Below are 12,144 nucleotides of genomic sequence, written 5' to 3' on the forward strand. Positions count from 1 at the left end.
AACGCCGGCAGCCCCGGCCGCCCCCGCAATATCGGCGACGCGCCGCAACGCGCCGCAACGCATCCCGATCGTCCGCTGTCCCCGTCCGTGTCCGCCCTGCAGTTCTCCCATTTCACCGTCACCAGTTGCCTGGGTCATGGCCTGGCCGCGACCTCCGCGGCCTTGCGCGCCCAGCGCAGCGGACTCGCGCCCTGCCGCTTCGGCGACGTGCGGCTGCGCACCCATGTCGGCGAGGTCGCCGGCGTCGACGACGCCCCGCTGCCGGCTGAATTCGCCAGCTTCGACTGCCGCAACAACCGGCTGGCGCGGCTGGCGCTCGAACAGGACGGCTTCGCCGAGCGCGTGCGCGAGGCCATCGCGCGATATGGCGCCCACCGTATCGGCGTGTTTCTCGGCACCAGCACCGGCGGCATCCTCGAGACCGAGCAGGCCTACCGGCGTCGCGATCCCGCGACCGGCGCGCTGCCGCCCGACTTCGACTACGCGCACCGGCACAGCCCGTTCTCGCTGCCGGCCTTCGTGCGCGCGTACCTGGGCCTGACCGGTCCGGCTGCGGCGATCTCGTCGGCCTGCTCGTCGGGCGCCAAGGTGTTCGCCTCGGCGCGCCGGATGATCGAGGCCGGGCTGATCGACGCGGCGCTGGTGGGCGGCGTCGATTCGCTGTGCCACACCACGCTGTACGGCTTTCACTCGCTGGAGCTGGTGTCGGCCGAGCCCTGCCGGCCCTACGATGCGCGGCGCAACGGCATCTCGATCGGCGAAGGCGGCGCGTTCGGGCTGCTGGAACGGTTGCCCGAATCTTTGGCCGAATCTTTGCCCGAATCTTTGGCCGAATCCCTGCCCGAATCACTGCCAGGCTCCGGCGCGGCGGCGCTGCCCGACGACGCGGTGCTGCTGTGCGGCGTCGGCGAATCCAGCGATGCGCATCACATGTCGAGCCCGCATCCGGACGGACTGGGCGCACGGCTGGCGATGGAGCAGGCGCTGGCCGACGCCGGACTGACGCCGGCCGACATCGACTACATCAATCTGCATGGCACCGCGACGCCGAGCAACGACGCCGCTGAGGGCAAGGCCGTGCTCGCGCTGTTCGGCAAGACGCCCTGCAGCTCGACCAAGGGCGCGACCGGCCATACGCTGGGCGCGGCCGGCGCGATCGAGGCGGTGATAAGCGCGCTGGCGCTGCGCGAGGGCTGGCTGCCGGGCGGGAATGCCGATACCGAGCTCGATCCCGCGCTGCCGGTGGGCTATCTGCTGCGCACCGGGACGGTCGATGCCGGCCATCGCCCCCGCTACGCGCTGAGCAATGCCTTCGGCTTCGGCGGCTCCAATTGCAGCCTGCTGTTTGGCCGCGCCGACGCGCATTTGCAAGGCGCACGGTCATGACGGCGCCGGTGTTCGTCGAAGGGATCGGCCTGCTCGGTCCGGGACTCACGGACTGGCAGCAAGGGGCGGCAGTGCTGCGCGCGGAGACTCCCTATTTGCACGCCGCCACCGCGTTGCCCGCGCCGGAAGGGCTGCCGTCGGCCGAGCGCCGGCGCACCGGCCCCGCGGTCAAGCTCGCGCTCGCAGTGGGCCGGCAGGCGATCGCCGCCAGCGGACGCAATGCCGCCACGCTGGCAACCGTGTTCAGCGCCTCGGGCGCGGACGGCCACAACTATCACGCGATCTGCGAATCGCTGGCCGGCGACGATCCCATGATCTCGCCGACCCGCTTCCACAACTCGGTGCACAACGCACCGGCCGGCTACTGGAGCATCGCGACCGGCGCGATGGCGCCGTCCAACGCGATGTGCGCGCACGACGGCAGCTTTGCCGCGGGCCTGCTCGATGCCTACAGCCAGGTGCTGGCGACCGGCTCGCCCTGCGTGCTGATCGCCTACGACACCGACTATCCCGAGCCGCTGCGCAGTGCGCGGCCGATTCCCGATGCGTTCGGCCTCGCGCTGGTGCTGACGGCCGAGCCGGGTGCGGTGACGCTGGCGAGCCTGCGGCCATCGCTGGTCCTCGAAGGCGACGCGCCGACACCGACGCCGATGGCCGATGCCGCGCTGGAAGCGCTGCGCGCCGCCATCCCGGCCGCGCGCGCCCTGCCCTTGCTGCAGGCGCTGGCACGCGGCGACGACACCACGGCGGTGCTCGATTATCTGGACCCGCTGCGGCTGCGCGTCGAGGTCGCGCCATGGCGGTGAACGACGCCCACGACCCGAACGACGCCAACGACGCCCGCGACGTCGGCGCGTCGTCGGCCGCCATGCCGCCCGGCACGCCGGTCCGGCGCGACTGGATCGCCGCGCATATCCCCCATCGCGGCGCGATGTGCCTGCTCGACGAGGTGGTCGACTGGAATGCGCAGCGCATCCGCTGCGAGGCACGCAACCACACGTCGCCCGAGCATCCGTTGCGTGCCGAAGGAAGGCTGGCCGCGCTGTGCGGCATCGAATATGCGGCGCAGGCGATGGCCGTGCATGGCGCGCTGCTGCGCACCGGCGCCGCGGCCGCGCCGAGCCTTGGCTATCTGGCCAGCGTGCGCAAGGTCGAGATCCTCGTCGAGCGGCTCGATACCGTAGCGGGGGCGCTGACGATCGAGGCAGAACGCATCGGCGGCGACGATCGACAGGTGCTCTACGAATTCTCGCTGCGTGGCGGCGGCGCCGTACTGCTGACGGGCCGCGCGGCGGTGGTGCTGGACGCCACGCCGGCCGCTTAGGTCCGGCACGGCACGGTACGTCCGCCTGGGTCCGGCGCGGTACGGTACGGCCGATTGAGCAGGGGTACGGTGCGGCCCGCGCCGGCCCAGTCCCCCGCGCGGCGGTCCGGCCCCGGCTTGGGTGGCCTTGCTTCGGCGGTCCGGGCCGGCTTGCGCGGCGTTGCTGCGCGGCGGTCCGGGCCCGGCTCGCGTGGCGTTGCTGCGCGGCAGTCCGGGCCCGGCTCGCGTGGCGTTGCTGCGCGCGGGCGATCAGCCCTCGATCTTCGGTGCCGGCAGCACCTCGCCGCTGACCTCGCCGAAGCCGATGCGATAGCCATCGCCCTGGCACCAGCCGCGCATCACCACTTCATCGCCGTCCTGCAGGAAGCCGCGCTCCACGCCGCCGGCGAGCTTCAGCGGCTCGTTGCCGTTGCGGGTCAGTTCCAGCAGGCTGCCGTACGAATCCGGCGTGGTGCCGCTGATCGTGCCCGAACCCATCAGATCGCCGACACGCACATTGCAGCCCGACACCGTGTGGTGGGCCAGCTGCTGCGCCATCGTCCAGTACATCGCACGGAAGTTGGTGCGGCTGATCGGCTCGGCGCGCTCGGCGCCCTGCGGCCGCAGCGCGACCTCGAGTTCGATGTCGTAGGCGTTGCGCGCCGACTGGCGCAGATACGGCAGCGGCTCGGGCGATTGCTCGGGGTTGTCGCGGCGGAACGGCTCCAGCGCTTCCATCGTGACGACCCACGGCGAGATCGAGGTGCCGAAGGTCTTGGCATTGAACGGCCCCAGCGGCACGTATTCCCACTGCTGGATGTCGCGCGCGCTCCAGTCGTTGAGCAGCACCATGCCGAACAGATAATCGTCGGCCTGGTCGACGCGCACCGGCACGCCCAGGGCCGAGTCCTTGCCGACGATGAAGCCCATCTCCAGTTCGTAGTCGAGCTTGCGGCAGGCGCCGAAGATCGGCCGCGCCTCGTTCGGCAGCTTGATCTGGCCGTTCGGGCGGCGGATCGGCGTGCCGCTCACCACCACCGAGCTGGCGCGGCCGTTGTAGCCGATCGGGATTTCCAGCCAGTTCGGCAGCAGCGCGTTGTCCGGGTCGCGGAACATGCGGCCGACGTTGGTCGCGTGCTCCTTCGACGAATAGAAATCGGTATAGCCGGGGATCTCGACCGGCAGATACAGGCGGGCGCCGGCCATCGGCACCAGCGCGCGCTCGCGCAGCGCGGCGGCGTCGCGCAGCGTCGGCGTGTCGGCCGCCAGCAGCTCGGCGAGGCGCTGGCGCGTCTCGCGCCAGACAGGGCGGCCCAGCGCGATGAAGCGGTTCAGCACCGGCGCGGCGAAGGTGCCGCGGGTCGCGGCCGGCAGCAGGCCGGCTTCGTCCAGCACCGACAGGTCGACGATGCGGTCGCCGATGGCGACGCCGACGCGCGGGGCCTGCGAGCCGTGCGAGAACACGCCGTAGGGCAGGTTCTGCAGCGGGAAATGGGTGGCGGCGTCGTTGGCCGATTCGATCCAGCTGCGGGAGGATTGGGCTTGGGTCATGGATGCAATGCGTTGGACGGGTTCTGTGTTCGGAGGTCGCTGCGTTCGCTGCGTGCGATACGTGCAATACCTGCGATACGTGCGATACGTGCGATACGTGCGATACGTGCGATACGTGCGATAGGTGGTGCGATGCCGGGCCGCGCGATCGTCAGCGCTGATTCGGGTTGAAATGCTTTTTCAGCCCTTGCCAGCAGTGCTGGTAGTCGGATTGCAGCGCGGCCGATTCGGCGGCGTAGCGCGTGGGCCGGATCACCGTCGGCGTCTCGAACATGAAGGCCATCGTGTCGGAGATGCGGTGCGGCCTGGTGGTGTCGGCCTCGGTGGCGCGCGCGAAGGTCTCCGCATCGGGGCCGTGGCCGCTCATGCAGTTGTGCAGGCTCGCGCCGCCCGGGGCAAACCCTTCGGCCTTGGCGTCGTAGACGCCTTCGATCAGGCCCATGAACTCGCTGGCGATATTGCGGTGGAACCAGGGCGGGCGGAACGAGTGCTCCATCGCCAGCCAACGCGGGCCGAAGATCACGAAGTCGATGTTGTCGACGCCCTCGGTATCGGACGGGCTGTGCAGCACCAGGAAGATCGAAGGGTCCGGATGGTCGAAGCTGATCGAGCCGATCGTGTTGAAGCGGCGCAGATCGTATTTGTACGGTGCGTAGTTGCCATGCCAGGCCACCACGTCCAGCGGCGAATGATCGATCTTCGCGCGCCACAGATTGCCCTGGAACTTGGCCACCAGCTCGAAATCGCCCTCGACGTCCTCGTACCAGGCCACCGGGGTCTGGAAGTCGCGCGGATTGGCCAGGCCGTTCGAGCCGATCACGCCAAGGTCGGGCAGCTTCAGCAGCGCGCCGTAGTTTTCGCAGATATAGCCGCGCGCCTCGCCGTCGAGCAGATCGACGCGGAAGCGCACGCCGCGCGGTACCACCACGATCTCCTGCGGCTCGACCTCGAGCACGCCCAGTTCGGTGGCCAGGCGCAGCCGACCCTGCTGCGGCACGATCAGCATCTCGCCGTCGGCGTTGTAGAAGAAGCGGCCCTGCATCGAGCGGTTGGCCAGGTACAGGTGGATGCCGCAGCCGACCATCGCCTCCGGACCGCCGTTGCCGCCCATCGTGACGATGCCGTCGATGAAGTCAGTGGGCGCATCGGGCATCGGCAGCGGGCTCCAGCGCATCTGGTTCGGCGACGGCGCGACGTCGTCGAAGCGGCTGACGATGCGCGATTGCTCGATCCTGACGAAGGACTCGTGCATCGCCGCCGGGCGGATGCGGTACAGCCACGAGCGGCGGTTGTGCGCGCGCGGCGCGGTGAAGGCGGTGCCCGACAGCTGCTCGGCGTACAGGCCGTACGGCGCGCGCTGCGGCGAATTCTGTCCGACCGGCAGCGCGCCCGGCAGGGCCTCGGTGGCGAACTCGTTGGCGAAGCCGGATTGGTAGCGCAGCGCGCCGGCGTCGGTGTCTTGGCGTAGTGCTTGGGTCATGGTGGTCCTGACAGAGGTTCTGAAAAAGTTCTCGGAAAGGTTCTCGGAGAAGGATGGGCTTGGGTGATCGGCTTACGCCGGCACCGGAATCGGCACGGCGGCATCCCCTTGCGGGTCGGGGACCGCGGGCGGCACGGCGGCGCGCGCGAGCGCCATCGCCTGGCGCAGCACCGCGGTGTCGCCGATATGGTTGGCCAGCAGCAGGATCAGCTGCGCGTTGGCGGCCTGGCTTTGCGCATCGCTCAGATCGCGATGCATCTCCAGCAGCGACTCGTAGACGTCGTCCGGCCGCGCGAGATTGGGTTCGGTGACGAGTTGCGCGGCCGGCGGCTCGGGCTCGGCCGGCGCCGCATGCCATTGCACGTCGAGCATGCCGAGCGCGCGGCGCAGCGCGGTCAGCAGCGCGTCGTGCTCGGCCTGGCGCCAGCGTGCGCAGACGTGCTGGTCGGGGCGCAGCAGATAGCAGGTGCCGGGCTGGCCGTCGTAACGGCGCGCGACCAGTCCGTCGATGTCTTCGAGGATTACCGCGCCGCGCGGCAGAGTTGGCGTCGGCGTTGGCATCGGCGTTGGCATCGGCGTTGACGTTGGCGTCGGCGTTGACGTCGGCGTGGCCATGAGCGTTGGCGAGGACGTTGGAGAGCACGTTGGCGTGGGCTGCGTCGATGGCGTCGGCGGCATCACGCAGACCACCTTGACCGGCACCGGCGCGGCGCTCAGTTGTTCCAGCGCCGCGCACGCCGCCGGCGACAGGCCCCGAGCGTCGGCGAACACCAGCGCGGTGAAGTCGCTGCCGAGATGCGGCAGCAGCCAGCCCTCGCCCCGCGCCTCGTTTCCCTGCCTTGCCGTGCCCTGCCCTTCCTCGCCCATGACGCGCACCGGCGCATCGGCGCAGACCGCACCGGGCACCATCGCGCCGCCGAACGCCGCCGTATCGGGCGTGTTCAGCGGCGACGGCGTCAGCACGGTCGGCGTCGACAGCCGGCCGCTGTTGACCAGCTGGCGCGCGAACGGATGCTGGCGAGCGAGCCGCAGCACCGCATCGCGAAACACGCGGCTGGTGGCGCTCTTGGGCGTGATGAAATCGGTCGAGCGCGTCGAATGCAGGATGTTCTCGTCGGCAGCGTATTCGCGCTCGCTGGCATAGGTGTCGAGCAGCGCGTCCGGCGCCAGCCCGGCCAGCACCAGCCGCAGCTTCCACGCCAGGTTTTCCGCGTCCTGCACGCCGCTGTTGGCGCCACGCGCGCCGAATGGCGAGACGCGATGCGCCGCGTCGCCGGCGAACAGCACGCGGCCGTGGCGGAAGCGCTCCATGCGCTGGCACGAGAAGGTGTAGACGCTGACCCATTCGAGCTCGAACTGCGCGTCCGGCCCGAGCAGCGCGCGCAGGCGCGGCAGCACGCGTTCGGGCTGGCGTTCCTGTTCGGGATCGGCATCCCAGCCCAGCTGGAAATCGATGCGCCAGATATTGTCGGGCTGCCGGTGCAGCAGCACCGACTGATTGCGGTTGAACGGCGGATCGAACCAGAACCAGCGTTCGGCCGGGAAGCCGGCGGCCATGCGCACGTCGGCGATCAGGAAACGGTCGCGGAAGGTCCGGCCCTGGCTTTGCAGCCCCATCAGCTGGCGCACGGGACTGCGCGCGCCGTCGGCCACCACCACGTAGCGCGCCGCCATCGTGTAGTCGCCCTCGGGCGTCGATACCGTCAGCACGACCCGATCGGCCTCCTGCCGCAGGCCGCTGACGCGATGGCGCCAGCGCAGTTCGAGACCGGGCAGTTCGCTCGCGCGATCGACGAGGTAGCCCTCGACGTAGTACTGCTGAAGATTGATGAAGGCGGGACGATGGTGGCCGCTCTCGGGCAGCAGATCGAAGCTGTAGACCTGCTCCTGGTCGAAGAACACGCGGCCGACGTGCCAGCGCACGCCCTTGTCGACCAGCCGCTCGCCGCAGCCGAGGCGATCGAAAATCTCCAGCGTGCGCTTGGCGAAGCAGATCGCGCGCGAACCGCTGGCCAGCGTGCAATCGTCATCGAGCAGCACTACCGGCACCTGCTGCTGGGCCAGGTCGATGGCGGTGGCGAGGCCGACGGGACCGGCGCCGATCACGACCACGGGCCGCAGCGGCGCTTGCACATCCGCTTGCACCCCGGGTTGCACGCCGGGTTGCATATCCCCTTGCAAGCCCCCTTGCACGCCAGCCTGCACGCCCGCCTGCTGTTCCGCGCAGCGACGGTAAGCAAAGGTGCGGGCCGCGTGGTGGGCCGGATCCGTGCCTCGGTCCTTTGCCGGATCGTTCTCGCTTGCCTGAGCTGGGGTTTCCATGTCGTCTCCATCCCGCCGCCGCGCCCGCTGTCCCGCGAACTGCGGCGGCCAGCATGCCGCCGGGGTTCAGTCCTGCAGCGCGGCCCACATTTCCTTGTCGCGCTCCGCGGTCCAGATGCGCGGATGCTTGATGCCGCTGGCCTCGTCATAGGCGCGCGCCACGTCGAACGGCAGGCAGTGCTCGTAGATGAAGACGTGGCCGAACTTCGGGTCCATCGCCGCGCGCGTATGCGCCATCGCGCCCTTCAGGTCGAGCTTCTGCGCCACCGCCTCGCGGCCGCGCTGCAGCAGCGTGCTGACGAAATCGCGCGTGTAGGCGAGGCCCTTGTCGACCTGCTCCGGCGTGGTCAGCGCGGGACCGCGTCCCGGCACCAGCGCCTGCGGCTGCAGCGCGCGCAGCGCGTCCAGCGTGGCCGGCCACTCCTCGAGCTGCGCGTCGCCGCAATAGCAGGCCGCGTCGTACTCGACCAGGTCGCCGGAGAACAGGATCTTCTGCGACGGAATCCACACCACGGTATCGCCCTTCGTGTGGCCGGGGCCGAGATGCAGGATCTTGACCTCCAGATTGCCGAGGAACAGCGTCAGCTCGCGCTCGAACACCAGGTTCGGCCACGTCAGGCCCGGCACGGTCTCGACGCCGGCGAACAGCCGCGGAAACCGCTCGATCTCGGACTTCATGTCCGCCTCGCCGCGCTCGACGATCATCTCGTAGGTGCCGCGGCTGGCGATCACGTTCTGCGCGCCTTCGCTGAAATAGGCCGACGCGCCCAGCACGCGCACCGCGTGGTAGTGCGACAGCACCACGTGCTTGATCGGCTTGTCGGTCACGGTCCGGATGCGCGCGATCAGGTCCTGCGCCATCGCGGGCGTGGCGGTGGTGTCCACGATCAGCACGCTGTCGTCGCCGATCACCACGCCCGAATTCGGATCGCCCTCGGCGGTATAGGCGTAGGCGTTGTCGGACAGCCTGGTGAAGGTGACCTGCTTCGCTTCGAGGTCGGCTTGCGACGCAAAGGCTTTGGACATGGGCCTTGTCTCCGTTCTGCTTGGTGCTGTCTGGGCTGTGGTTCGGCGCCTGCCGGCGCGCATTTCCCAGCATAGGCCGCATGGCGCGGCATCACGCGCGGCCAGCCGATGAATTACGTATTGTGAAACGAATTTACCGAATCGTAATCAGCGATACGAAAGGTGTCAATCCGGATTCGGCCAAAAAGCCGGCAGCGGTGTAGAGGAAGGCGACGGGAACAGACGTGAAGGGCCCGCGGCGGCACGGCGATGTGCACACGGCGGCTTTTGCCGGAGAACCGGAAGCGCGGGAGAAACGGCGGAGAAGGGGAACGCGGAAGTGCTACCGGACGAAGGCGCCTGGACGAAGGCCCCCGGACGAAGGCACCTGGACGAACGCGCCCGGTCACGCCGGATGCGGTGGGAGGCCGCGCGGCGCTAAAACCAGCGGCCGGACGAACGCCGGCCGCAAGGGGAAGATGACAGGATCAGACCGGCTTGTGGCCTTCGCCCTGCGGGGTGCCCATGCCACCCGCGCCGGACGTGCCGCCGCCCGGGGAGGCGGACGAAGCCGAGGACGCCGATGCGCCGCCCGCCGGACCGGCCATCGAGGCCGCGGTCACGCCGCCGTTGCGGCTGGCGATGAAGGCGTTGACGTCCTGCGCCAGATGCTGGGGGGCAAGCACCACCTCCAGACCGAGCGCCTCGCAGGCGGCCAGGAAGGTAGACATACGCGGATCGGCCTGGCCCGACTCCGCGCGCAGATACGCCTCCCGGGAGATCCCGGCCTTGCGGGCGACGTCCTCCTGCTTGAGCTTGCGCGCTCGGCGCAATGCCCGCAGTTGCCGGAACGGTTCGCTAGCGCCTCGTGGCACGGCTGTACTGTTCATATCGGTCTCCAGTCACCAAAAAAGAAAGTGCGCGGACGTGCATTCGAGTATAGAGCACACGTCGCGTTCCGTATGTAATCAGGGAAACACTTTTACAGAATTCACGGTTTGTGCCGGTTGGCTTTCCTCCAGCCCTGCCGTCGCGATATCGGGCCCTTTGAAGTGCCCGTGCTTCCACAATAGCGAATAGGGCTCGTTAGCGCCAAGTTCGGTTTGACAGACCGACCGGTCGTGCTATTCTTCCGAGCATGCAAAAAGGCCATCTGACGCGCAGCGCGATCATCGCTCAGGCATTCGATACCGCGACCCGGATCGGATTCGAGCAGCTGTCGCTCGCGGAACTGGCCGCCAGCACGGACATGTCCAAGAGCGGCCTGTACGCGCACTTCAAGTCGAAGGAGGCCTTGCAGCAGGCAGTGCTGGAACTGGCGATCGAGCGCTTCACGGCGAGGGTGGTGCAGCCCGCGCTGCGCCAGCCGCGCGGCATACCGCGCCTGCGCGCGCTGTTCGAAGGGCAGCTCGAATGGATCGGCAGCACCGACTCCGGCGGCCGCTGCCTGTTCATGGCGCTGGGCCAGGAGTATCGCGACCGGCCGGGCGTGATCCGCGACATGCTGGTCCGCGCGCTGAAGGACTGGAACGGCATTGTGGTCCGCGTCGCGTCGGACGCCATCCAGGACGGCAGCCTGGGCGCGGACGAGGAACCGCGCCAGATTGCCTTCGAGATGGCCGGCATCGTGATGGCCTTCCAGCAATCGCTGAAGATGCTCGGACGCGCGGATGCGCAGGCGATGGCGCGCCGCGCCTTCCATTCGCTGGTCACGAGAGGCAAACGCGCGGCGGCATAGGCCGCATAGGACTGCACAGGGCCGCACAGGACGCCCGCAAGCCGGATAGGCCGCACGCGCCGAACGTTTGCGCTGGTCCCCCGAGGCAACGTTTTTCCTCGGCAATGTTTTCGCCGATAAATAGCACGACCGGTCGGTCTTATCGAGGCCCGAGAGAAGCACGAGGGGGCCGCGCAGCGAGGTCGACGGGTTGGGGATGGAACCGCAAACGGAGTGAATATCGTGACACAGGCCCTGTCTCCCCTTCGCCCCGGCCAGGCCGCACCGGGCCAGATCGCCGCGCGGCTGGCGCAGGCCGGCCTGGCATGGCGGCGCCTGCGCTGGCAGACCGCGTCGGCGCTGTTTCCCGAGCAGACCGCGCGCGCCTTCGAACGGGCCTGGTTCGGCGTGCCGGACGCGAACGTCGATGCCGCCGGGCAGGCCTTCCTCGCCGGGGCGCGCGCCGATTGGGCGCTGGTCACTGGCGGCGGCGCGACGCGCCGCGTGCGCGTCTACCGCTGGCACGGCGAAGGCCCGGCGGTGCTGCTGGCGCACGGCTGGGGCGGCAATGCCGCGCACTGGCAGGCGCTGGTGCCCGCGCTGCTCGCCGCCGGCCATCGCGTGGTCGCCTTCGACGCGCTGTCGCACGGCGCCTCCGATGCGGGTGCGCTGGGCCCCGGTCAAAGCTCGCTGATCGAGATGTCGCGCGCGCTGCTGGCGGCCGCCTGGCACGCCGGGCCGATCCATGCGGTGGTCGCGCACTCGCTGGGCTCGGCCGCGGCGGCGCTGGCACTGCGCGAAGGGCTGCCCGCCGCTGCCGCGGTGCTGATCGGCGCGCCCGCCGACATGCGCCACGCCTCGGCCACGCTGGCCTGGCAGCTCGGCGTCGCGCCCGCGGTACTGGCGCGCGTGCAGCGCAACAGCGAACAGTGGCTCGGCATGCCATGGGGTGCGTTCAACGTGCCCGATATCGGCCGCTGCCGCCCGGTGCCGCCGACGCTGGTCGTCCACGATCGCCACGACAAGGAGGTGCGCTGGGAAGACGGCGCCGCGATCGCCGGTTCGTGGCCCGGCGCCACGCTGCTGACCACCGAGGGCCTGGGCCATCGGCGCATCCTGCGCGATGCGGGCGTGATCGATCAGGTCGTCGCCTTCCTCGCGCAGCGCCTGTTGTCCCGCGGCGCGCCCGCTGCCGCGATACCGCCGCAGCATGCCGAGCGGACGGTACGCTCGGCGGTGCGAACCGAAGACCTTGGCGTGGCCCGCTGATTCCGACCTTACGGCCGCCTCTGCGCCATGCCGTTGCGCGTGCGTCGCAGGACCCGCGCCGCGCCAGCCTCGAACTCGAACTCGAACTCGAACCTGGGGTCGATGAAGTCC

At 69.7% G+C, this 12,144-nt stretch carries 10 protein-coding genes; 5 read left to right on the forward strand and 5 right to left on the reverse strand.

Annotated features, from left to right (window positions below; genetic code table 11):
• Positions 1-87 precede the first annotated feature (87 nt).
• The 3 genes from K7G19_RS04800 to K7G19_RS04810 all read left to right on the forward strand — a co-directional run bounded on the left by K7G19_RS04800 (position 88) and on the right by K7G19_RS04810 (position 2,710).
• Positions 88-1,386, forward strand: a complete 1,299-nt coding sequence (locus K7G19_RS04800; RefSeq protein ID WP_226106332.1) for a beta-ketoacyl-[acyl-carrier-protein] synthase family protein — start codon at positions 88-90, stop codon at positions 1,384-1,386.
• Positions 1,383-2,192, forward strand: a complete 810-nt coding sequence (locus tag K7G19_RS04805) for a beta-ketoacyl synthase chain length factor (protein ID WP_226106060.1) — start codon at positions 1,383-1,385, stop codon at positions 2,190-2,192. Before K7G19_RS04800 ends, K7G19_RS04805 begins: the two co-directional genes overlap by 4 nt.
• Before the next feature lie 62 nt (positions 2,193-2,254).
• Positions 2,255-2,710 carry a hotdog family protein gene (locus K7G19_RS04810; protein ID WP_226106334.1) on the forward strand — a complete coding sequence of 152 codons (456 nt, stop codon included), beginning with the start codon at positions 2,255-2,257 and terminating at the stop codon, positions 2,708-2,710.
• A 249-nt stretch (positions 2,711-2,959) separates the two neighbouring features.
• Here the strand turns inward: K7G19_RS04810 and fahA are convergent, their stop codons facing one another.
• The 5 genes from fahA to K7G19_RS04835 form a co-directional block, all read right to left on the reverse strand.
• Positions 2,960-4,240 (reverse strand): fumarylacetoacetase, encoded by a 1,281-nt coding sequence (gene fahA / locus K7G19_RS04815; protein ID WP_226106061.1) that lies wholly within the window; start codon positions 4,238-4,240, stop codon positions 2,960-2,962.
• Between the two features lie 151 nt (positions 4,241-4,391).
• Positions 4,392-5,720, reverse strand: coding sequence for a homogentisate 1,2-dioxygenase (gene hmgA, locus K7G19_RS04820; protein ID WP_226106062.1), 1,329 nt, complete (start codon positions 5,718-5,720; stop codon positions 4,392-4,394).
• 72 nt (positions 5,721-5,792) lie between these two features.
• On the reverse strand, positions 5,793-7,853 hold the full coding sequence (locus K7G19_RS04825; protein ID WP_370639481.1) for an FAD-dependent monooxygenase: 2,061 nt from the start codon (positions 7,851-7,853) through the stop codon (positions 5,793-5,795).
• A 255-nt stretch (positions 7,854-8,108) separates the two neighbouring features.
• Positions 8,109-9,068, reverse strand: a complete 960-nt coding sequence (locus tag K7G19_RS04830; protein ID WP_149316223.1) for an MBL fold metallo-hydrolase — start codon at positions 9,066-9,068, stop codon at positions 8,109-8,111.
• Positions 9,069-9,535: 467 nt separating this feature from the next.
• Positions 9,536-9,937 carry a helix-turn-helix domain-containing protein gene (locus K7G19_RS04835; protein WP_226106064.1) on the reverse strand — a complete coding sequence of 134 codons (402 nt, stop codon included), beginning with the start codon at positions 9,935-9,937 and terminating at the stop codon, positions 9,536-9,538.
• 248 nt (positions 9,938-10,185) lie between these two features.
• Between K7G19_RS04835 and K7G19_RS04840 the strand changes: the two genes are divergently transcribed.
• Both K7G19_RS04840 and K7G19_RS04845 read left to right on the forward strand, forming a co-directional pair.
• A complete protein-coding gene (locus K7G19_RS04840) occupies positions 10,186-10,785 on the forward strand; it encodes a TetR/AcrR family transcriptional regulator (protein WP_149316225.1) in 600 nt (199 codons plus the stop codon).
• Positions 10,786-11,007: 222 nt separating this feature from the next.
• A complete protein-coding gene (locus tag K7G19_RS04845) occupies positions 11,008-12,033 on the forward strand; it encodes an alpha/beta fold hydrolase (RefSeq protein WP_226106066.1) in 1,026 nt (341 codons plus the stop codon).
• Positions 12,034-12,144: the final 111 nt, after the last annotated feature.

The organism is Cupriavidus sp. DB3 (assembly GCF_020418465.1).
GTDB lineage: Bacteria > Pseudomonadota > Gammaproteobacteria > Burkholderiales > Burkholderiaceae > Cupriavidus > Cupriavidus cauae.